This window comes from Gellertiella hungarica (assembly GCF_014197145.1).
Lineage (GTDB): Bacteria > Pseudomonadota > Alphaproteobacteria > Rhizobiales > Rhizobiaceae > Gellertiella > Gellertiella hungarica.
In genome coordinates this window covers 1-20,741 of the sequence record NZ_JACIEZ010000019.1, presented here as the reverse complement: position 1 = coordinate 20,741, position 20,741 = coordinate 1, and the positions used below count along the sequence as shown (strand labels likewise).

General features: G+C 64.2%; 25 protein-coding genes and 1 pseudogene. 2 read left to right on the top strand and 24 right to left on the bottom strand.

Features of this window, described 5'->3' with window-relative positions; genetic code table 11:
- Window positions 1–90: 90 nt before the first annotated feature.
- From trbL to trbB, 7 genes and pseudogenes are all read right to left on the bottom strand, one after another.
- Window positions 91–834: pseudogene (trbL, locus tag GGR23_RS22410) on the bottom strand (P-type conjugative transfer protein TrbL); the annotation flags it as partial.
- Window positions 835–837: 3 nt separating this feature from the next.
- Window positions 838–1,125 carry a putative entry exclusion protein TrbK-alt gene (trbK-alt, locus tag GGR23_RS22405; protein ID WP_036749100.1) on the bottom strand — a complete coding sequence of 96 codons (288 nt, stop codon included), beginning with the start codon at window positions 1,123–1,125 and terminating at the stop codon, window positions 838–840.
- A 16-nt stretch (window positions 1,126–1,141) separates the two neighbouring features.
- Window positions 1,142–1,924, bottom strand: coding sequence for a P-type conjugative transfer protein TrbJ (gene trbJ, locus GGR23_RS22400; protein ID WP_183368529.1), 783 nt, complete (start codon window positions 1,922–1,924; stop codon window positions 1,142–1,144).
- Window positions 1,921–4,431 carry a conjugal transfer protein TrbE gene (gene trbE / locus GGR23_RS22395; RefSeq protein WP_183368528.1) on the bottom strand — a complete coding sequence of 837 codons (2,511 nt, stop codon included), beginning with the start codon at window positions 4,429–4,431 and terminating at the stop codon, window positions 1,921–1,923. Before trbE ends, trbJ begins: the two co-directional genes overlap by 4 nt.
- 10 nt (window positions 4,432–4,441) lie before the next feature.
- Entirely contained in the window at window positions 4,442–4,723 is a 282-nt protein-coding gene (locus GGR23_RS22390; protein WP_036749093.1) for a VirB3 family type IV secretion system protein, read from the bottom strand.
- On the bottom strand, window positions 4,723–5,052 hold the full coding sequence (locus GGR23_RS22385) for a TrbC/VirB2 family type IV secretion system protein (protein WP_183368527.1): 330 nt from the start codon (window positions 5,050–5,052) through the stop codon (window positions 4,723–4,725). Before GGR23_RS22385 ends, GGR23_RS22390 begins: the two co-directional genes overlap by 1 nt.
- On the bottom strand, window positions 5,049–6,023 hold the full coding sequence (gene trbB, locus GGR23_RS22380) for a P-type conjugative transfer ATPase TrbB (protein WP_183368526.1): 975 nt from the start codon (window positions 6,021–6,023) through the stop codon (window positions 5,049–5,051). The genes GGR23_RS22385 and trbB overlap by 4 nt, the downstream gene beginning before the upstream one ends.
- A gap of 433 nt (window positions 6,024–6,456) precedes the next feature.
- Here trbB and GGR23_RS22375 point away from each other — a divergent pair, with 433 nt between their 5' ends.
- A complete protein-coding gene (locus tag GGR23_RS22375; RefSeq protein ID WP_183368525.1) occupies window positions 6,457–6,879 on the top strand; it encodes a hypothetical protein in 423 nt (140 codons plus the stop codon).
- 68 nt (window positions 6,880–6,947) lie between these two features.
- Here the strand turns inward: GGR23_RS22375 and GGR23_RS22370 are convergent, their stop codons facing one another.
- The 15 genes from GGR23_RS22370 to GGR23_RS22300 all read right to left on the bottom strand — a co-directional run bounded on the left by GGR23_RS22370 (window position 6,948) and on the right by GGR23_RS22300 (window position 18,017).
- Window positions 6,948–7,388: a CopG family transcriptional regulator gene (locus GGR23_RS22370; RefSeq protein WP_183368524.1), complete on the bottom strand. Its 441-nt coding sequence runs from the start codon at window positions 7,386–7,388 to the stop codon at window positions 6,948–6,950.
- A gap of 4 nt (window positions 7,389–7,392) precedes the next feature.
- Window positions 7,393–9,381, bottom strand: coding sequence for a conjugal transfer protein TraG (locus GGR23_RS22365; RefSeq protein ID WP_183368523.1), 1,989 nt, complete (start codon window positions 9,379–9,381; stop codon window positions 7,393–7,395).
- Between the two features lie 25 nt (window positions 9,382–9,406).
- The gene (locus tag GGR23_RS22360) at window positions 9,407–11,152 is read right to left on the bottom strand and encodes a relaxase/mobilization nuclease domain-containing protein (RefSeq protein WP_183368522.1); all 1,746 of its coding nucleotides are present in this window, start codon (window positions 11,150–11,152) and stop codon (window positions 9,407–9,409) included.
- A 243-nt stretch (window positions 11,153–11,395) separates the two neighbouring features.
- Window positions 11,396–12,160, bottom strand: coding sequence for a lytic transglycosylase domain-containing protein (locus tag GGR23_RS22355; RefSeq protein ID WP_183368521.1), 765 nt, complete (start codon window positions 12,158–12,160; stop codon window positions 11,396–11,398).
- Between the two features lie 2 nt (window positions 12,161–12,162).
- On the bottom strand, window positions 12,163–12,498 hold the full coding sequence (locus GGR23_RS22350; RefSeq protein WP_183368520.1) for a DUF736 domain-containing protein: 336 nt from the start codon (window positions 12,496–12,498) through the stop codon (window positions 12,163–12,165).
- A gap of 67 nt (window positions 12,499–12,565) precedes the next feature.
- Window positions 12,566–13,108, bottom strand: coding sequence for a S26 family signal peptidase (locus tag GGR23_RS22345; protein ID WP_183368519.1), 543 nt, complete (start codon window positions 13,106–13,108; stop codon window positions 12,566–12,568).
- Entirely contained in the window at window positions 13,105–13,590 is a 486-nt protein-coding gene (locus tag GGR23_RS22340; protein ID WP_183368518.1) for a DUF2840 domain-containing protein, read from the bottom strand. Before GGR23_RS22340 ends, GGR23_RS22345 begins: the two co-directional genes overlap by 4 nt.
- Window positions 13,587–13,841, bottom strand: coding sequence for a hypothetical protein (locus tag GGR23_RS22335; RefSeq protein ID WP_183368517.1), 255 nt, complete (start codon window positions 13,839–13,841; stop codon window positions 13,587–13,589). Before GGR23_RS22335 ends, GGR23_RS22340 begins: the two co-directional genes overlap by 4 nt.
- Window positions 13,838–14,581 carry a DNA-methyltransferase gene (locus tag GGR23_RS22330; protein WP_183368516.1) on the bottom strand — a complete coding sequence of 248 codons (744 nt, stop codon included), beginning with the start codon at window positions 14,579–14,581 and terminating at the stop codon, window positions 13,838–13,840. Before GGR23_RS22330 ends, GGR23_RS22335 begins: the two co-directional genes overlap by 4 nt.
- A complete protein-coding gene (gene parA, locus GGR23_RS22325; RefSeq protein WP_058097326.1) occupies window positions 14,578–15,231 on the bottom strand; it encodes a ParA family partition ATPase in 654 nt (217 codons plus the stop codon). Before parA ends, GGR23_RS22330 begins: the two co-directional genes overlap by 4 nt.
- Window positions 15,228–16,403 (bottom strand): replication initiator protein A, encoded by a 1,176-nt coding sequence (locus tag GGR23_RS22320; RefSeq protein ID WP_183368515.1) that lies wholly within the window; start codon window positions 16,401–16,403, stop codon window positions 15,228–15,230. The genes parA and GGR23_RS22320 overlap by 4 nt, the downstream gene beginning before the upstream one ends.
- A gap of 18 nt (window positions 16,404–16,421) precedes the next feature.
- Window positions 16,422–16,703, bottom strand: coding sequence for a helix-turn-helix transcriptional regulator (locus tag GGR23_RS22315; RefSeq protein WP_058097328.1), 282 nt, complete (start codon window positions 16,701–16,703; stop codon window positions 16,422–16,424).
- Window positions 16,704–16,843: 140 nt separating this feature from the next.
- Window positions 16,844–17,185, bottom strand: a complete 342-nt coding sequence (locus tag GGR23_RS22310; protein WP_082658051.1) for a DUF2285 domain-containing protein — start codon at window positions 17,183–17,185, stop codon at window positions 16,844–16,846.
- 205 nt (window positions 17,186–17,390) lie between these two features.
- The gene (locus tag GGR23_RS22305) at window positions 17,391–17,615 is read right to left on the bottom strand and encodes a transcriptional regulator domain-containing protein (RefSeq protein ID WP_183368514.1); all 225 of its coding nucleotides are present in this window, start codon (window positions 17,613–17,615) and stop codon (window positions 17,391–17,393) included.
- Window positions 17,616–17,726: 111 nt separating this feature from the next.
- Window positions 17,727–18,017: a DNA -binding domain-containing protein gene (locus GGR23_RS22300; protein ID WP_183368513.1), complete on the bottom strand. Its 291-nt coding sequence runs from the start codon at window positions 18,015–18,017 to the stop codon at window positions 17,727–17,729.
- Between the two features lie 15 nt (window positions 18,018–18,032).
- On the opposite strand from GGR23_RS22300, the gene GGR23_RS22295 reads away from it, so the two are divergent.
- A complete protein-coding gene (locus GGR23_RS22295; protein ID WP_183368512.1) occupies window positions 18,033–19,247 on the top strand; it encodes an IS256 family transposase in 1,215 nt (404 codons plus the stop codon).
- 191 nt (window positions 19,248–19,438) lie between these two features.
- On the opposite strand, the gene GGR23_RS22290 is transcribed toward GGR23_RS22295, so the two are convergent.
- Together GGR23_RS22290 and GGR23_RS22285 are read right to left on the bottom strand one after the other, a co-directional pair.
- On the bottom strand, window positions 19,439–19,687 hold the full coding sequence (locus GGR23_RS22290) for a helix-turn-helix domain-containing protein (RefSeq protein WP_183368511.1): 249 nt from the start codon (window positions 19,685–19,687) through the stop codon (window positions 19,439–19,441).
- A 451-nt stretch (window positions 19,688–20,138) separates the two neighbouring features.
- A complete protein-coding gene (locus tag GGR23_RS22285; RefSeq protein WP_183368510.1) occupies window positions 20,139–20,513 on the bottom strand; it encodes a hypothetical protein in 375 nt (124 codons plus the stop codon).
- Window positions 20,514–20,741 lie beyond the last annotated feature (228 nt).

The following is a 20,741-nucleotide window of genomic DNA, read 5'->3' as shown; positions in this document are numbered from 1 at the left end:
TCTTTCACGGAACGGTCCCTCCTTGTGGCGTTTGCGATAACGACCACGTTAGCACTTTGATGCTGTCGGAGCGGGCCGTTCCACCTCATCAAGGGAAAGAGCGGCCAGGACAATCGCCATGGCGTCGTCGATCGTGGGGGTCGCGCCGCCGAAGCCGGCGGTAAACTGGCCGAAGAGCGTTGAGCCGATGCCGATGATGACGGCCAAGACCAACACCTTGATGCCACTGGAGATCACGTTCCCCAGAACCCGTTCTGCCATGAACGCGGTTTTGCCAAAGAGGCCGAAGGGGATCAGTACAAAGCCAGCCAGCGTCGTCAGCTTGAACTCGATCAGCGTCACGAAGAGTTGGATCGCCAGGATGAAGAATGCGAGGATAACCAGCGCCCAGGCGAAAAACAGGCAAAGGATCTGCACGAGGTTTTCAAAGACGGCGATCCATCCCATGAGATCGGAGATGGATTCCAGGAGAGGCCGCCCCGCATCGAGCCCAGTCTGGGCGACACGGCCGGGGCGCAAGAGATCGGCGACAGAGAATCCGGTGCCCGAGGCCATCAGGCCCAGCCCGGCGAAGCTCTCGAAGACGATCCGGGCGAGGTTGTTCCAATTGCTGATGATGTAGGCGAAGACACCCACGAACAAAGTCTTTTTGACGAGCCGCGCCATGATGTCGTCATCCGCGCCCCATGCCCAGAACAGCGCGGCCAGCGTGACATCGATGACGATCAGCGTCGTCGCAATGAACGCGACCTCGCCGCCAAGCAGGCCGAAGCCGCTGTCGATGTAGCTGGTGAAGATGCCAAGAAAATTGTCGATGACCCCCGTTCCACCCATGGCTCATTTCCCTCCGTTCGGTGCAGGCGTCGCCGGACCGGGTGTGCGGCCGAGGAAGCGATCGCGTGTCTCGGCCCAGATACGAAGACAGGTCGGATCGTTGGCGGCGGCCTCTCCGAGCTGCTGGCAATGACGTTGCCCCTCGCGCAGCGGATCGGCCGGAGGCTGGAATGCGGGAGCGGAAGGCGCGGGAACGTTCACGTCCTCGCGGGTCATCTCGATGATGGTCGCCGTTAAGGCGACGGCGATGAACACTATGGCCGCGATCCGGGCCAGCACCTTCCCTTCCATGATCGGAGCTCCAACCTCAGTTGAACATCCGGGCATTGCCGGGCTGGTAGCCCGACCCCGGCGTTAGGAAGCGCTCGCGCTGGATGCGGCCCTGCTCAGCGGCCGTCGCACGTTCGGCCTCGGTCAGCGCGTCGGCGCGGCCGTTTGCCGAAATCACCGCGATCAGGTCGGAGAGCTGCTGCGATTGCAGGGCGAGAAGCTGATTGCCAGCTTGCGTAGCCTGAAGCGCGCCGGTCGCGCCCTGGCTCTCGCCGATGAGCGTGGACATCTCGGCACGGTTGCTGTCGATGTTACCAACTACGCCCGCCTGCACGCGCATGGCATCCTGCAAGCCACCGACGGTGTTCTCCCAGCGCGAGCGCGCATCGGCGATCAATTGCTGGTCGGTGGCCGTGAGGGATAGATTGCCGTAGTCCTGCTGGAACATCTGGTCGATGTTCTGCACGTCGAACGCGATATTCTGCGCTTGCCCGAGAAGCTGCTGGGTGCGCTGGACGTTCTGCTGAAGCGCCTGAAGCGAGCTGTGGGGCAGGCTCGCGAGATTCCGCGCCTGATTGATCAACATCTGCGCTTCGTTCTGGAGCGAGGTGATCTGGTTGTTGATCTGTTCCAGCGTGCGCGCTGCCGTCAGCAGGTTCTCGGCGTGGTTGGTCGGATCATAGACGATGCGGCCGAACCCGCCGAAGAAGGCGTGGGCCGGTGTCGTGAACACCGGGGCCAGCGCCAACGGTGCGGCGAGCGTGAGTGCGAGCGCTGAAGCGCCCGCCACGCGGCCGAGATGGAGCATTTTTCGCGTCATGGGGTAATCTCCTCTTCTTCCAGGGTGAAATCGAACTCGGCGTCATCGAAGACGATGGGCGTCAGGTCCTCGCTTTCGGTGGCGAGGTTGGTGAGGTCCGGGATCAGATCGGTGGCCCATTCGACGCCGCGCGCCTTGAGCCAAGCGGCGAGGAAGCCGTCTCGGCCGTGTTCGGCGAAGATCTCGGCAATCAGCGTCTGGTCGGATTTGGCGGAAGCGGCGCAGAGCGCGAGGCCGACTTCGCTGAGGCCCAGTTCGAACAGCCGGTTGCCGCGTCGCGACTGGCAGTAGTAGTCCCGCTTGGGTGTCGCCCGCGCGAGAATCTCGATCTGACGGTCATTGAGGCCGAACCGCCTGTAGATCGCGGTGATCTGCGGCTCGATGGCGCGCTCGTTCGGCAGGAGTAGCCGCGTCGGGCAGCTTTCGATGATCGCGGGCGCGATCTTGCTGCCATCGATGTCGCTGAGGCTTTGCGTGGCGAAGATGACGCTGGCGTTTTTCTTGCGCAGGGTTTTCAACCATTCGCGGAGCTGGTCCGCGAAGCCGTCGTCATCAAGCGCCAGCCAACCCTCGTCGATGATCAGGAGTGTCGGCCGACCGTCCAGCCTGTCGCCGATGCGGTGAAACAAGTAGGAAAGGACAGCAGGGGCCGCGCCGGTTCCAACAAGCCCCTCGATCTCGAACGCCTGCACGTCGGCCGAGCCAAGATGCTCAGCCTCGGCGTCTAGAAGCCGGCCATAGGGACCCCCGATGCAATATGCGCGGAGCGCCTGTTTCAGATCGTTCGACTGGAGGAGGACCGCGAGGCCGGTGATGGTCCGCTCCCCGACAGGCGCTGAGGCAAGCGATGTCAGCGCCGTCCAGATGTGTTCCTTCACCTCCGGGGTGATCTGGATGTTCTCGCGCATCAGGATGGCGACGATCCAGTCCGCCGCCCAGGCGCGCTCGGCGGTTTCGTGGATACGGGCCAACGGTTGCAACGAAACCGAAGTCTCGGAAGCATCGGTCAGTTCGCCACCAAGATCATGCCAGTCGCCACCCATCGCGAGAGACGCAGCCCGGATCGATCCCCCGAAGTCGAAGGCAAAGATCTGGTTGCGCACGTAGCGGCGGAACTGCAACGCCATCAGCGCCAGCAGCACCGACTTGCCCGCGCCGGTCGGCCCGACAACGAGGGTGTGGCCCACATCGCCGACATGAAGGGACAGCCGGAACGGGGTCGATCCTTCGGTCCTGCCATAGAGCAGCGGGGGTGCGCCGAAGTGATCGTCCCGTTCCGGCCCTGCCCACACGGCGGACGAGGGAACCATGTGGGCAAGGTTGAGCGTCGAAATCGGCGGCTGTCGGACATTGGCATAGGCATGTCCCGGCAGGCTGCCGAGCCAGGCATCGACGGCATTGACCGTCTCGACCATGACGCTGAAATCGCGGGACTGGGCAATCTTCTCGACCAGCCGCAGCTTTTCGTCGGCGCGGCGGGCGTCCTCGTCCCAGACGGTGACGGTCGCCGTGACATAGGCCATGCCGGCCATGTCGGCGCCGAGTTCCTGCAACGCCATGTCGGCGTCGGCGGCCTTATTCGCAGCATCCGTGTCCACGAGGGCGGATGCCTCGTTGGTCATCACCTCCTTGATGATCGCTGCAATGCTTTTGCGTTTCGCGAACCACTGGCGCCTGATTCTGGTCAGCAGCCGCGTCGCGTCGGTCTTATCCATGAGGATGGCACGGGTTGACCAGCGATAGGGGAAGGCCAGCCGATTCATCTCGTCGAGCAGGCCGGGCGTGGTGGTGCCCGGAAAGCCCGTGATAGTCAGCACCCGCAGGTGCTGATCGCCGAGGCGCGGCTCCAGCCCTCCCGTCAGCGGCTGATCGGCGAGCAGCGCGTCCAGATACATCGGCACCTCGGGCACACGCACGCGATGCCGGTTGGTGGAGATGGTGGAATGGAGGTAAGTCAGCGTGCCGGCGTCATCGAGCCAACGGCATTCCGGCATCATACCCTCGAGCAACACCAACACGCGATCGGTGCGGTCGATAAAGCCGCGCACGAGTTCCCAAGGGTTCACGCCGGAGGTTTCGCGCCCCTCGTAAAGCCAGGATTCCGAGCGTGCCGCGTCTTCGGCAGGCGGAAGCCACAGGAAGGTCAAGAAGTAACCCGAGACGAAATGGCTGCCTTCCTCCTCGAAATCGGCCTTGCGCTCGGCATCAACCAGCGCCGAGGCGGGATCGGGAAAGACGCTGTCGGGGTAGGTCGCCGCCTCGCTGCGCTGCGCCTCGACGAATATGGCCCAGCCTGATCCGAGGCGGCGGAAGGCATTGTTCAGCCGTCCGGCCACCGCGACCAGTTCGGCCGCGACGGCGCTCTCAAGATCCGGGCCGCGAAACTTCGCGGTCCGCTGGAATGAACCGTCCTTGTTGAGCACGACGCCCGAACCGATCAGCGCCACCCAGGGGAGATAGTCGGCGAGGCGGGATGCAGTCCGGCGGTATTCCGCGAGATTCATCATGGCTCGAACCTCACACCGAGAGAAAAGCCGGGATGCGCAGATGGCGGCGCGCAACTTCGACGAAGAACGGATCGCGTTTGGCAGCCCATACGGCGGCGATATGGCCGACCGCCCAGATCAGGATGCCGGCGAGCCAGAGCTGAAGGCCGAGGCCGACCGCACCTGCGAGCGTGCCGTTCAGGATGGCGACAGATCGCGGTGCGCCGCCGAGCAGGATCGGCTCGGTCAGGGCGCGGTGAACCGGGATCGAGAAACCCGGCACTTCGTCGAGCGCTTCGAACGCGAGCGCCATCAGACGAGCGCCCCGCCGCCGAAGCTGAAGAAGGACAGGAAGAAGCTCGACGCGGCGAAGGCGATGGAGATCCCGAACACGATCTGGATCAGACGCCTGAAACCGCCACCGGTGTCGCCGAAGGCCAGCGTCAGGCCGGTGACGATGATGATGATCACGGCGACGATCTTTGCCACCGGCCCTTCGACGGATTCGAGAATGGATTGCAGCGGTGCTTCCCAGGGCATCGAGGAACCCGAGGCAAGGGCCGGAGACGTCATCAGGCTCGCCCAGGCGACGGCGGCGGCGGTTGCGACATGGTGGCGGATACGAAAGGCGCGACGGATCATGCAGATTCTCCAGTGTTGTAAGCGGTGTCGGGTTCTGAAGTGGCGGGTGAAATCCGGTAGTCGCCGTCCGGCCCAAGCCCGTCGACGCGGGCAAGTTCGACCAGCCGGCGCGCGGAACCACGGCCGGCGAGGACGGCCACCAAGTCGATGGTTTCTGCGATCATGGCGCGCGGGACGGTGACGACGGCTTCCTGGATGAGCTGTTCGAGGCGGCGCAGCGCCCCGATCCCGGAACCGGCATGGATGGTGCCGATGCCGCCGGGATGTCCGGTGCCCCAGGCTTTGAGGAGATCGAGCGCCTCAGCCCCACGCACTTCACCGATGGGGATACGATCAGGGCGCAGGCGCAGGGACGACCGCACCAGTTCGGACAAGGTGGCGACGCCATCCTTGGTGCGCATGGCCACCAGATTGGGCGCGGCGCATTGCAACTCGCGGGTGTCCTCGATGATGACGACGCGATCGGAGGTCTTCGCCACCTCGGCGAGCAGCGCGTTCGTGAGCGTCGTTTTGCCCGTGCTCGTGCCGCCCGCCACCAGTATATTGGCGCGGGATGCGACGGCCGCGCGCAGCGTCTCGGCCTGCTCGGCAGACATAATGCCCGCCGCCACATAGTCGTCCAGGCTGAACACGGCGACGGCGGGCTTACGAATGGCAAAGGCGGGTGCGGAGACGACGGGCGGCAGTAAGCCCTCGAAGCGCTCCCCGGTTTCCGGCAGTTCGGCCGAGACGCGCGGGCTGCGGGCATGAACTTCGACGCCCACATGGTGGGCAACCAGCCGCACGATGCGCTCGCCCGTATTAGCCAGCCCTTCGGACAGCCGGTCCACCCAGATCCGGCCATCAGGGTTCAGCATTACCTCGACCACGGCCGGGTCTTGCAGGAGGTCCGAGATGGCAGGTCCGAGCGCCGTCCGGAGCATGCGCGCGCCGCGGTCCACACTTGCCTGTTCGTGGTTGTTGCCTGCCATCTCGTCCCCGTTCCACCGGGGAGGCGAGAGACGGTCCCCGGATGGGGATCACTAAAAGAGACGCAAAACGGGCCGATTCAACAAGTTTCGGTCGTAGTAGTAGTGTGGGATAAAAATACAGGAGAACGGCGGTGGCCGTGCTCGCTATCAAGCTCGTAGAGCCTCACCGCCTCACCAGCTGATTCGGCGGGCGACGAGGACATTTAAGGCGGTTCTTATTGAACACAGTTGTTTCGGATGATTGCTACCGGCGCTATCCCCATTACCTTATATATTCGAAGGGGGCGCACAGCTCAGTGCCTTCTACATCAATCGCGGTGAGCATTGATCGCAATGGGAGTATGTAAAGTTAGCTCCTCCGTCCGGACATGGTTGATTGCTCTCGAACACGCTTGGAGAGCAATCGAGCGTAGTCGACCCCGGAGAGCGCAAAATGAGCGTAACGAACAAAGTTCAGGAGGGTATTTGCTCCTCCCTCGGCCCTTTTCTCGCCGCGACAGTCGTGTTGTGGTGGGTATCATCAAGCACCGATATCTATGAGCGGGTGATCAACGTGAACCACGGCGCACCCATGACTGTCGATCTTATCATAGAGTTGTCGAGCATTGCCCTGTTGCTCATTTCAGCCATAGTCGCAGGGCTTGCGGTGACCAACAGACAGACGATCCCTATCAGGCGCTTGCATGCCCTTCTGGCAGCAAACTCTATTATGGCCGGCTACGTCATGCTCGCGTTGTTGTTCCCGGTTCTCCCGGATAGCATAAGCATCCTGGTGCCCCTCACAGCAATCATCCTATCTGGTGTTGGCTATGTCCGCGGGATGATTCTGAAGGATGCTGCCGATGGGTCGAAATAGAGTGCGACGTCTACTTTGCGCGTCGCACTCAGTCTCAAGTTGGATCAGGTTGGCAAGCTTTGCTATCGTCAAAGCTCCTCACCTTTTTCTGATAGATTTACATCCTCCGACACCTCCTGCCGAAGCTTCGGCCCTTGGGCGAGCCGCCTGCCGAGCGCCGCAATGAAGCCCTCATACCGCTCTCCTACCTTGGCTTTGGCCGCGTTTGCGGCGGGTTCTGGTAGAGCTGGCGTCGTGGCGAGCCAGAAGCGAATGAAGACAGCCAGAGTCTCGACAGCAATTCCCACATCCCGCTCCACACGCGTCATACGGCGGTCTAATTGATCAAGGCGCCGCGCGATGATCGCCTCCCGGCGCTCGGCGTCGTCGGGCGACAGAAACGACGCGATCGCGGCCTCGGCGATCATGGACTGCGAGCGATCCCGACGATCGGCAAATTCCACTAGAGCCTTCTCGACGGTCGGATCCAGATAGACCGTGACCTTCCTCTTTTTCCGGGGATTGGCCATGTCGCTAGAGATCCATGCCGTCGCCGGGATTCATCGAGACCTGACGCGCGACGCCCTGGACATGGCGGATCATGCGCCGGTTCTGGGCGGCTTCTTCGTCAACATCGTCAGACAGCCCAGCCTCCCATTCGCTTTCGATGGGCTTTTTCTTCTCCACCTGCTTCACGCGGCCGAGTTCAGGTTGCAGCCTGCGTTCGGATTGGGTTGGGTCTTCATCCTCGGCCGGTTCAGGCGAAGGATCTTCGCCGGAATATTCGGGCCGCGCCGGAATCGGCAATGCGGTCCAGTCGTCCGTCTGCGGCGTGTCGGGCGGCGTCAGCTCCGGTGGCGAGAGCAGGCGTTCGCGAAACCGCTCGTCCTCGAAATACCGCGCCTTCTTCGCCCGGATCGGCGGGACGCCGGCGACCATGACGATCTCGTCGTCGGGCGGAAGCTGCATGATCTCGCCCGGCGTGAGCAATTGGCGGGCGGTTTCCGAGCGCGAGACCATGAGATGCCCCAGCCAGGGCGACAAACGGTGCCCGGCGTAGTTCTTCATCGCCTTCATCTCGGTGGCGGTCCCGAGCGCGTCGGAGACCCTCTTGGCGGTGCGCTCGTCATTGGTGGCAAAGCTCACCCGCACATGGCAGTTGTCGAGGATCGAGTTGTTCGGCCCATAGGCTTTCTCGATCTGGTTCAGCGACTGCGCGATCAGGAAACTCTTGAGGCCGTAGCCGGCCATGAAGGCCAACGCGGTCTCGAAAAAGTCCAATCTTCCAAGCGCGGGAAACTCGTCCAGCATCAGCAGCAGCCGGTGCCGCCCGGCGTTCTCCTGCAGATCCTCGGTCAAGCGGCGGCCGACCTGGTTCAGCAGCAGTCGCATCAGAGGCTTGGTGCGGTTGATGTCGGAGGGCGGAACCACGAGGTAAAGCGTTGTCGGCTGCTTGCCCCCGACGATATCGCTGATCCGCCAGTCGCACCGGCGCGTCACCTCGGCGACCACGGGATCGCGATAGAGGCCGAGGAAGGACATGGCGGTCGATAGCACGCCGGACATTTCATTATCGGATTTGTTGCGCAGTTCGCGCGCCGCGCTGGCAACGACGGGATGCGGTCCGGCTTCCCCCAGATGCGGGGTCCGCATCATGGCAAGGAGGGTGGATTCCACCGGGCGCTTGGGGTCGGAGAGGAATTTGGCGACGCCCGCCAGCGTCTTGTCCGGCTCGGCATAAAGGACATGCAGGATCGCGCCGACGAGGAGCGAATGGGAGGTCTTCTCCCAGTGATTCCTTTTGTCCAGGGAACCCTCCGGGTCCACCAGAATATCGGCGATGTTCTGGACGTCGCGCACCTCCCACTGACCGCGGCGCACCTCGAGCAACGGATTATAGGCCGCCGAATTCGGATTGGTGGGATCGAAGAGCAGCACACGGCCATGCTGTGCGCGGAAACCGGATGTAAGCTGCCAGTTCTCACCCTTGATGTCGTGGACGATGGCCGAGCCCGGCCATGTCAGGAGTGATGGGATGACCAGGCCGACACCCTTGCCGGATCGGGTCGGCGCGAAGCACAACACATGCTCCGGCCCGTCATGGCGCAGATATTCCTTCTCGTACCGGCCGAGGACGACGCCATCGGGATCGAGGAGGCGTGCGGCCCTGATCTCGGATTTCTCGGCCCATCGCGCGGAACCATACGTGGCGACATTTTTCGCTTCGCGCGCTCGCCAGACCGACATGCCGATGGCGACGGCGATGGCGATGAAGCCGCCCGAGGCCGCGATGATTCCGCCCTTGGCGAAGATCGGAGGCGCATAGGCTTCGTAGAAATACCACCACCAGAAGATCGCGGGCGGATAATAGACCGGCACGCCGAAGATCTCGAACCAGGCTGGCCCGAGCTGCGGCTGATAGCCGAGGCTCCAGGCGACGTATTGCGTCGCGCCCCAGGTGGTGGCGAGGATGATGAGGAACACGATACTGATCTGTCCCCAGAGGATCTTGGTCGCGGACATGGGCGATTGTCCTTTCCGGTTGATGTCAGAGGCCGAGGCCGCGCTTGCGGCCGAATTCCCAATCGACGCCGCCATCGTCACGAGCGACGCCTGAGACATGGCGGCCGATCTGCTTTTCGAGGGAGGGTGACCAGGGCACGAGCTGGAAGCCGAGGCCGTCGTCGATCATGGCGAAGCGGCCGGAGGCCAGCGCAAGCCGTTGACGGTAGGCGCCGGCGACATATTCGCCGCTGGCTGCGCGATTGAACGGCAGCCCGGTCTCAGAGGCGAGTTTCTCGCCGAGCGCATCGATCTCGCGCTGGCGCAGGGTGCTGAGGAGGCGACGCGCAAAGACGACGCGGCCGCCCTGGCCTTGCCGCTCGGCCAGACCCTCGCCGATGAGATGCTCGGCACGTTCATCAAGTGCCTGACGGACTTCCGCGCCGAAGCCGCTGTCCGACAGGGCAATGGGTTCGCGTGCAATCGCCTGCCGGTCGAGCCAGGTCGCGCCCGTGGCGCCGACCTGAGCGCCGAGATCGAGATCGGAGCGGACGGCGAGCGCAACACGGCGCTGCCCTTGCGCGACCTCCCAGGAGCGCAATTCCACGATCGAACCGGGCGGGCTGTCGCCCGTGGCATCGAGGTGCGGCAGCCTGATATGATGGGTGCGGCCGTCGGTACCGTCGACCACGGCATAGGCCGTGCCCTTCAGCTCGTCATCGAGGCCGCGTTCGACCAGTCGGCCGACGATGGGAACGTCGAGGCTTTCGCCCGCAAGAACATAGCTGGCCGAGCCGCGCTCGATGCCGCGCTCTGTGAGCGCGCGGTGCATACGCTTGATGATGTCGCCGCGTTCGCCCATCTCGCGCAGCACAGTCTCGGCTTCGGGCCTGATGAACCATTGCGCGTGTCCGATTTGGCCGGCCAATCCGCGGATTTCGAGGGTGCGCAGCCGCCCCACCTTCAGCGCATGGAACTCGTCCGGCTGGCGGTCGGCAGGCGGAGCGAGATCTATAATCCCGGACTTGTGGGCGTCACGAACAAGCTGCCGGTCGAGCTGGGTCCAGCGTTCCGCCTCGACCTGGCGCTCCAGATTGCGGTGGATCTGCAGATCGGTGCGTGGGCCGAGTTCCTGCGTGACGAGATCCTGTGCGCGGGCGCGCATCCCCTCCTTGATGTAGTCGCGGGAGATCACGAGGTCCTGGCCGTCGTCCGCGCGGCCGCGCAGGATGATGTGGATATGGGGATTGTCGGTATTCCAGTGATCGACCGCGACCCAATCGAGCCGGGTGCCGAGATCCTTTTCCATCTGCCCCATCAGCTCACGGGCGTGCGCCTTGAGGTCGGTCATGTCGACGGCATCCTCCGGCGAGACGATGAAGCGAAAATGATGCCTGTCGTCCTGGCACCTCTCCGCGAAGGCGCCGGCATCCATGTCGTCGATTTCCGGGCCGAACATCCGTGCCTTTTCCCCGTCGCGGGTCACGCCATCGCGGCGCAGGTAATTGAGGTGGGCGTCGAGCGGAGCGGAACGTGCGGTATGGCGCACCACGCGGGTCTTGATGACGACGACACGCGAGCGCCCGCTCAGCAGACGATTGGCCTGGATGCTGGCGCGCCGGCCGCGCCCGAAGCGCGAGCGGTTGCCGGACGTGATCCTCCCGGAGCGTGAGACGCGGCCGCCGGCCTTCTGGGCGGCGGCGAGCGCCTGGGCGACAAAAGGCCGGGCCTGCTGCGCACGGGTCGAGCGGATGCGCCCAGGACGGATGCGGAACTCGCTGTCATCTGACATGGCGCTGGCCCGCACAGTGCAAAAGGATGCGGAATATCAGGAGGATGGGCGCGCAGCGCACGGTGCGCGCCAGCGCCGCACGGCGCGGAACGCGACGGAAAACCCTGCAAAAACAACCGCCCAACCGAAGCGCACCGTGCGCCTTTTTATCTCGCCATCCTTCGGTCGGGGTGCCTGCCGCCACCCCTCGCGCCCTCGATGACACGCCAGCACACGACGGGATGCGAATTGCGTTGCCGCTGCTCATGGCTGGTCCCCACCGGCATTGCGGGTGACGAAGAGGCCCTCCGGCTGCAAGGCGGTGAGCGAGTCCGGTGCAGCCGAGAGGAGCGAAGGGGCGTCGTCCGGCGCACGACCCTGAAACGCTGGATCTGCGGGGGAAGCCCCATCTTCGCGCGCAACGAAGATCGACGCCTCGCGCCAGTCGAGCGGCCGGGCAGCAGCGGAAGCGGTGCCCGATGGCGCTTCGCCGTGCAGAATGGGCGCAAGCGAAGCGACATAGGCGCGCGTCTCGGCGGGCAGCGGACGATCCGCAAGGCGGTATTCGTCATAGCGACTGGGGCCTGCATTGTAGGCCGCGAGCATCGCGGCCACATTGCCGTAGCGATCCCACATCTCGCGCAGATAGGCCGTGCCCGCGAGGATGTTGTCGCGCGGCTCAAAGGGATCGTGGCCGAGAGCATGGCGGATGCGTAGCCCGGCCCAGGTGTCGGGCATCACCTGCATCAGCCCCATCGCGCCGGCGGAGGATGTGGCGCGCGCATCGCCCGCGCTTTCCGCCCGCATCACGGCCATGATCCATGGCACCGGGATGCCGAAACGCTGCGATGCCTCGGCGATATGGGCGGCGTGCGGATGCACGGCGACAGCACGATCCGGCACGGCGGTCTGCGCCAGAACCGGCGGCGCGGCGATGGCTGGGATCAACAGGCCGGAAAGAAGAAGGAGGGTGATGCGGCGACCGGCGCCGCATCTTCCCGTAGCGGGATGGGTGCAGGACATGATCATGGTCAGTCCTGCTCGTCGCGCTTCTTCGGCCGGGTCCAGCGCAGGCTCCAATCGCGACCTTCGTCGTCCGACTGGAACAGGCGGGCGCGGATGGGCTGCTGGAAGGCGGGATCGTCGAGCAGGACGGAGACGAACGGTCCCGCGCTTTCGCCGGTGTGCTTCCAGCCCGCGCCGACTTCCGGGCCGTCCTCGTCGCCGAGATGGATGCGGTAGGCCGGTGCGTTCTCCGAGTCGGTATTGTCGAGCGGAACGAAGGTCAGTTCCAGGTCAAGCGAGAGCGTGCGAAGCTGTCCGGAATAGCCGGACGGGGTGCGGGTGAATTGACCGATCTGGGGCATTGGAGACTCCTTCCTAATGCGGTGGATGGGATGCGGGCCGCTCGCACGCCCCGCCGCGGGCGCGCCGTCACCGCTCCGGCGCGCGCCAGACGAGGCGGCCATCGCCGTCCTCGTCGGTGAAAAGCGGAATGGCTCGGCCGATTACTGCCGAGACGGGTAATGGGCCGAAATAGCGGCCGTCGAGGCTGTCGCCGACGTCGAGGTTCATCAGGAAGATCTCGTCCTCGGCGATGGTACGGCAGCCCTGCCAGACCGGCAGATCGCGGCCGAGGCTGTCGCGTTCCAGCGCCTCGCCCATCTCGATCCCGTCCACCGTGATCGCGCGGCCATCGCGGCATAGGCGCTCTCCGGGCAGGCCGAGAACGTGCTTGAGGAGCGGCACGTCGCGGGGGACATAGCCGCGCTCGACCATGAAGGCGGCGACGGGTTCGGGCGGCATGACGGCGACCAGATCGGGCACCTCGAGCCGTTCCACCGGCGCGATGGTGTAGAAGCCGATCGGCACGCTGGCCGATGCGTTCCAGACCAACCTGGGCGCGGTCGGACCAACGCTGGCGATGACGGTGGCGAGCGCCGCCGCCGTCAGCAGGACGTAGCGGGCGCGGGTCATTGTCCGATCTCCTGGCGCCGAAGCCATGCGTTATGGCGATCTGCCTTATAGGGACGCGGCGCTTCGCCCGCGTTCATCCAGTGGGCGACATGGCGCCAGTGATTGGGATCGACCTCGGCCGGATCGATGCCGAGCGCCTCTATGGCATCGACATGGCGAAGGACGTCCTCGACCTTCGGCCAGCCCTCGATCCTGAGCAGGATTTCCGCGCCGGGACGCACGAAGGGCAGCGTCTGATAGGAACGGCCGGGCGCGACGGCGCGCACCACGTCGACCCGCGAGATGACCGTGCCATAGTCATTCGCAGCCCAGCGGACGAAGGCGAAAACGGCACCGGGACGGAAAGAGACGGTGCGGCGGCTGCGGTCGAGGATATGTTCTCCGGCCTCCTGGCCGAACCTGATCCAGAACTCGATCTTCTTCTCCACCCATGTCAGTTCCACACGGGTCAGGTCATCTTCATGGGCTGCGGCGCCGATCATGAGCGCTCTCCTGATGTGTCGGGAAATTCGCGCGCCAGCAGGTCGCGCAGCATGTCGGTGACGGTGCCGCCGCGCCTGATCGCTGCGATCTTGATCCGCCCGCGAAGCTCAGGCGTGATGTCGATCGTGAGCCTGGCTGTGTAGGCCGTCGCAGCGCCGCCGCCTTCGGGCGGCGCGTCACCGGCCTTGATCCAGCCATCGGGATCGGCCGGGCGGGCAGCGAAGCCGCGCTTCTCGTTGCGCCCCGTCATGACGCGCCTCCGTCGTGAAACGGTAGCACCGTGGCGATACGCGCCCGCGCGCGTTCGGCCATGTCGGGGTCGATCTCGCAGCCGATGTAGCGCCGGCCGGATAGCCGGCAGGCTTCCCCGGCCGCGCCAGACCCGGCGAACCAGTCGCCGACCAGCCCGCCTTCGGGGCAACTCGTACGGATCAGTATCTCCAGCAGCGACGAAGGCTTTTCGGTGGGATGGATCGCCCGGCCATGGCAGTTGCGGAGGTAGATGACAGAGCGCATCAGACGCGGCCCGCCGTCCTTACTGACGTAGTGCCCTTCGTTGATCTGGCCGGTATGGGGTGGACGACGCTTGCGGCGAACCGTCCGCGCCATTGCATCGGGCGTTGTCTGGACGTCGTTGTAGATGTCCCGCCAGGTGGCCTCGGCCGGGTAGAACTGCACGGCCAGCTCATGCACGCGCTTGAACCGGTCGGTATGAAACCCGGTGCCGTTCTGCTTTTCCCAGACGATCTCTTGTGCGATCCGCAGACCGGCATCGGCGAAGCGGTCGGCCGTCGCCATGAAGCAGCGCAGCGAGCCGAAGACCCAGAGCGAGCCGGCCGGCCGGAGGGCGGCGCGCGCCAGCGCGATCCAGCCCTCGACGCGCCGATCCCAGGCGAGCGAAGTGTCGCCATAGGGCGGATCGGCAAGGATCATGTCATAGGGCGCGTGCCATGGCATTTCTTCGCGGCAATCTCCGGTGAGGACGGTCATTGCGACGCCCTCCCGTTGCCCAGTCGTTCGATTTCGGTGGTGAGCGCGGCGATCTCACGGGCGGCAGGAGATTGGCAATCGATCTCGCTGGCGAGCCGCCCCGACTGCGCGGCGTCGGCGAAGACGACGCGCTGGCCGATGGCGCTGGCGAGCATCGGCGGATCGTGGTCGGCGAGCGTTTCGGCCGTCTCGCGGGCTATGACGGTGCGGGCGCCGCAGCGGTTGAGCGCAAAGCGGGCGATGAGCTGCGGCCGGTAGATGCGGGCCTCCGCAAGGAGGGACAGCATCTCGGCCGAGGCCCAGCCGTCGAACGGTGAGGGTTGCACCGGGATCAGCACCAGATCGGCGGCGAGCAGCGCCGAGCGCATGAGTCCGGCGACACGCGGCGGCCCGTCGATGACGACATGATCGACGTCGCGGGCGAGTTCGGGCGCTTCACGATGCAGCGTGTCACGCGCGAGGCCCACGGTACCAAAGGCGCGTGGCAGGCCCTCACGCGCACGCTGCTGCGACCAGTCGAGGGCAGATCCTTGCGGATCGGCGTCGATCAGGGTGACGCGGCTGCCCCGGCTCGCCAATTCACCGGCGAGATGCAGGGCCAGCGTCGTCTTGCCGACGCCGCCCTTCTGGTTGAGAAGCGCGATGATCATCGCCGGCCCTCCGGCGGATCGAGCGGAAGGCGGGGCGTGTCGGGAGCTTCAGGGGTCTCGGCTACGCCTCGATCAGAGGCCGGTCGAGGCGATTTCGGGGCGTCGGATGCCCTCTTCTTCCCGGCTATGCTGAGGCTTTTCGCGGTGTCGCGGATGAGGTTTTCCACATCGCGCGCGCGCTCTTCAAGGTTAGACTCTTTGTTAGACTCTAAGTTAAGGGCGCGATTTCGTGAATGGCTGCCGTGGGTTAAGGCCGGTTTCGGTTCCTGATAGCACGAGCCTTGGGTTCCCGATAGCACGATAGTCCGGGTTCCCGATAGCACGAGGCCATTCACAGGTTTTCCACAGGGCGCGGTGGGCTCGAAGGCGAGCAGCATGCGTCCGCCGATCTCGGCTTCGAGAAACAGCGTGTAGCCCGGCAGAGGCTGGCGCCGGATGATGTCGCGCAGCTCGAAGGCAAAACGCTTGAACGGCGACAGGCTGCCGGACTTCTGGTGGAGATGGTGGAAGTCGAAACGCCAGCCATCGCGCTGGCGGCCGCCATGCTTGCGCACAAGGCGATAGAGCCAGCGGTCGAGGCCGCCGGTCAGGTCGAAATAGGTCCGGTCGATGGTCAGCACGAGGGCATCGTCGAGGACGGCCTGGTAGAACCAGTCCGGCACGATCATCTCTATGCCGTCTGGTCGGCCGTTGCGATCGGTGCGCTCCTGCCATTCGTTGATCCAGGAGAAGCGATGGCGCCGGCCCTCGGCCGGCTGGCGGATCGAGGTGGAAATCGTGGTCGATTGCAGCCGGTCGAGGGCCGCTTTCAGGCGCTGGTAGTCGCGTGAGCCCGTGCCGCGCCCGACATAGGTGAGAATCTCGTAGGGCGTGGCGGCCATCAGCCGGGAGGTGCGAAGCCCGGTATCGCGAGCTTCGACAATCTGGCTCGCGGCCCAGATCAGGATGTCCGCATCCCAGATCGTGGCCATACCGTGATCGGGAACGGCCTCGACGCGGATGGTCACGCTGCCGGCGGTAAAGTCGATGGGCGCGATGCGCTTCGACTTGGCGAGGGAAAAGAAGGGATAGGCCATGAGATCCTGCGCGTCTCGTGGCGCGAAGTCGCCGGGAAGCGCCCTGAACAGGTCGAGTTGTCCGCGCTCGGAAGAGGGTCGACGTCGCACCACCATGAAGGGAACCGGGTGCGATCAGCGGGCGTAGCGGCCAGCCTGTCGGCCGGACGGAACGGCCTGTCGCTTGGCGGGCAGGATGGATCCGCGCGGATCGGAGGTGGATGTGACCGCGCCGCGCTCAGTCCAGGCTTCGAGATCGTCGATGGCATAGACGACGCGGCCGCCGAGCTTGCGATAGGCGGGGCCGGTTCCGTAGGTGCGATGCTTTTCCAGCGTTCGCGCCGACAGGCTGAGGAATTCGGCGGCTTCCTTGGTGCGCAGAAAGCGCGGCGGCAGAATGACGGGTTCGTGCGGCATGGAACGGGCCTCCGTGGTGTTGGGACGGCCGCTGCGGAACAGCGGCGGGCAAGGACCACGGTGGCGAAGGAGAACCGGCGAGGTGCAGGGCGAAGTTGGGAGGTATCGAAATCGCCCACCATCGGGCGTGCGGAGTTGCGCTAGCGTGGGCGGCGATGACGCAGAAGTTTTCGATAGCCGCCGGCGACCATCGCGCGGGCATCGCGCAGGAGCGATTTGACGGCATGGCGGGCCGAGGATGCCTGCCATTCGTCGCGGTCGAGGTGATCTATGTTCAGGAGAGTTTGAGCGATTTCCTGCTGCGTGGCGCCGGCCCGGTGTCCATCGAAGGCTTGCAGCATCCGACGAAGACGTGCGCGCTGCTGCCGGGTCAGTCGGGTGTCGGGCGGGATAGCGCGGCCATGCAGTGCAGAGAGGAAGCGACGAACCGCCTCAATTCGGTCGAAGCCTTCGAGACTGAGCGGAACGACGGCCACGGTCATCGTATCGCTATTCACAGCACCGTCGATGATCTGGAGATTCTGCCCGTTGCCGAGCGGGAAACGGAAATCACCGGTGGCGCCGTCCGCCGCGACGTGGACACGCCATGTGGAGGGGACATGACTGAGGCTGTCTTCGAATGCTGACGGGGCTGGCGCCAAGAGGATCGAGCTTGTGTCCTCTTGCGGTAGCCAAAGGATGGGGGCGTCAGGAGGTGCGGCTTGAGGATCGACTGGGAAATCGCAACCCCCACCGCTGCCGGATGTGTTCGGTCAGCGGTTCGGGGTCTCCCTGGCCAGTGCGTGAGGCTTCAAAATCTGCGTCATAGGCGTCGTTGCGGCGAAGCCATTCCCAGGCAAGGTCGGATGCCGTCAGCGCATCCAGATGGTCGTATTTCGCCGAAGAACGCCAGGTCGAGGCGTCAGGTGTCATCGCGGTCTCCCGAGTCTTCTCCAGGGGATCTGGAAGACTCAGGATTCCCGTGCAAATTGAGTTGGGGAAGTCAGGCGAGGGTCAACGGGTGATGCGTCGCGAGCATCACGATCAGGTCTTGCGCTGGCTTTCGCGAACGAGTTCCCGATAGCCCTGTTCGGTCATCCAATGCGCACGCGCAAGGTGGGCATCATGAATCGAGCGGCAATGCGCAGGATCGTCATCGGGGTCGAGTCCGAATAGAATCCGCACCGCTTCGCGCCAGTCGGCGCCATCGCGCTCCGCATCGAGTAGCCGCATATAGAGCTTCATATGCTCGCGATCATAGGACGTGAGCGAATCACCGGATGTCGGTGAGAGTGTCCGATCTTCTGTGTATGAGTGGTCCGGTCCATGCTTCACCGAAAGGAAGCATGCATGACGATCTCCAAGGAACTTCTGGATGAACTGCTGAAGGGTATTGAGCGCCCTGAGGATCTGCTCGGCGATGCCGGGCTGATGAAGGAGCTGAAGATCCGGCTCATGGAGCGGATGCTGGGCGCGGAGCTGACCGCGCATTTGGGCTATGAGGAAGGCAAGGAAGCACCGCCCGGCCAGGCGAACCGGCGCAACGGCTCGTCGACAAAGGTGCTGAAGGGCCAGGACGGCGAACTGCCGGTGGCTGTGCCCCGTGACCGCGACAGCAGCTTCGAGCCGGAGCTGGTGAAGAAGGGCCAGACCCGCATTGATGGCATGGATGACAAGATCATCGGGCTCTATGCCGCCGGGCTGACGGTGCGCGACATCCAGGCGCATCTGCTCGATCTTTACGGCCTGAAGGTCTCCCCCGACCTGATCAGCCGCGTCACTGACGCGGTTCTGGACGAGGTTCGGGAATGGCAAAGCCGGGCACTGGACCGGATGTATCCGATCGTGATCTTTGATGCACTGCGGGTGAAGATCCGCGATGCCGACAGCCGGATGGTTAAGAACAAGGCTGTCTACATCGCCCTTGGCGTGACCCGTGACGGCCTGCGCGAGGTCCTGGGCCTTTGGATCGCTGAAAACGAGGGCGCCAAGTTCTGGCTGTCGGTGATGAACGAGCTGAAGAACCGGGGTGTTCAGGACATCCTGATCGGGGTCGTCGACGGGCTGAAGGGCTTTCCTGAGGCCATCACCGCTGCCTTTCCCGAGGCCATGGTCCAGACCTGCATCGTGCATCTGGTCCGCCATAGCCTGAGCTTTTGCTCCTGGAAGGACCGCAAGGTTGTGGCTGCCGATCTGCGCCGGATTTACAGCGCCCCAACCGCCGCAATGGCCGAGGCCGAACTCGATGCCTTTGAGGAGAAATGGGCCGGGAAATACGCGTCCATCGCCCCAGCCTGGCGACGAGCATGGGCCGAGGTGATCCCGTTCTTTGCCTTCGATCCGGCGATCCGCAAGATCATCTACACCACCAATGCCATAGAAAGTTTGAACCGGGTCATCCGCAAGTCGATCAAGACCCGAGGGTCATTCCCCACAGACGAAGCGGCGACAAAGCTGATCTACCTGGCCATCCGCAGCTTCGAGAAAGACGGCCGAAACGTCCGGGAATGGTTTGCGGCCCGCAACCAGTTCGCCATAATGTTCGGCGAGCGCTTCGACGCTTGAGTATCTGAAACCGCATGGAGCCGGTCAGATACACAAAGTTCAGGACACTCCCATGGCGGTTTGTCGAGAAATGCCTGTATTGCCTGTCCCATCACTGTCTCATCGGCTCGCGTGACGCGTTTATTAGCCATCTCCTCTCGGGAGATAGCCATCGTTTTTGACAAGAGCGCGTCATACCAGCGACGACGATACTACCGTCTCGCGTTGCTGCCTTCGTGATGGAGCAGCACACCCTCGCCCTTGTCCGTGGACAGGAGAACGATCCCAGCGGCTTCGAGCGCCCGGCGCACCTGATCGCGCGTGGATTCGAACACCTCGAGTCCGTTTTCGGATTCGAGGCGCTTGAGCGCGGTAAGTGATACGCGGGCCTTGTCAGCGAGCGTCTCCTGTGTCCAACCCAGCAACGCACGCGCGGCCCGCGACTGTCGGGCGGTGATCATACATGATCACCTCCCATTCGGACCTGCACGCACTCCAGAACTACGACTATTTTAGTCGCTCTTGGATCTTGCGCCAATCCGTTTCTGCACGAAAACGCCTGATCTGGCGAAACTTGGCCTCACGGCCTCGCATCTGATTCGGTCGCCGGGCGGTCATACCCGATAGCGTTCTGGGAATACGGCTCAACAGGCTCAGGGAGAGGAGGATGGGTTTGGGAAGGAGGGCGAGGGAACCGTCGCCTCCTTCCCATGGGTGGGTTCAAGGGAGGGGCTTCAGCCCTTCCCTTGGGGAGGATGTTTGAAGGAGGGGCCTGCCCCTTCCTTCATGGGAGAGTGTTGAGAGGGGGCTAGCCCCCTTTCATCAGCCCTGCCGGCCGGTCGATCCGGCCGCCAGGGCTCCTGACGACGAAGCAAAGACGAGAAGCGGCTTTCGCCGCCTCTCGTCGCAGGCTCAGTCGGTATCCGGTCCCCAGAGCGGATTGCTCACCGGGTCCTCGATGCCTCCCCAGTCGGGTTCCAGGCCCCGGATCACCGCCGCAATCTCGTGTCCGCCGATGTGCGTGCGGCCTTGCGCGATGAGGATGCTCACCGCGGTCGCGTCGGCCTCGATGGCCCGGATCGCGTCCTCCATGTCGTCATGGGGACCGAGGTTCTCGATGGGGATCACATCGCCATCCTCATCGTAGCCGCCGTGCAGATACATCGGCGCATCGGCCAGCCGCTCCGCCGCCAGTTCGGCCTCTCGGATGAGGCGGAAGGCATGCTTGCGCTCGCGCCAGTAAGCTGCGCTGCCACCGTCGATGCTGATGATCTTGTGATTATTCATGTCATGTCTCCTTTCGCTCTCTGACGGAAGGAGCCTGCACTGTAGCCGCGAGGGGTCAGGGATCGCGAAGCGACCGCCAGCGGCGGCGAGCGGGGGAGCCGATTTTCTGACGATGCCTTTGGGCATTGGCTGAAAATTGATGATGTGGACGGCCCTCCGAACCCGTCGCGCGAGATGCTAAGATCATTCTGCGCAACTCAGAGAAGGAACCGTGTCATGACTTTCGAG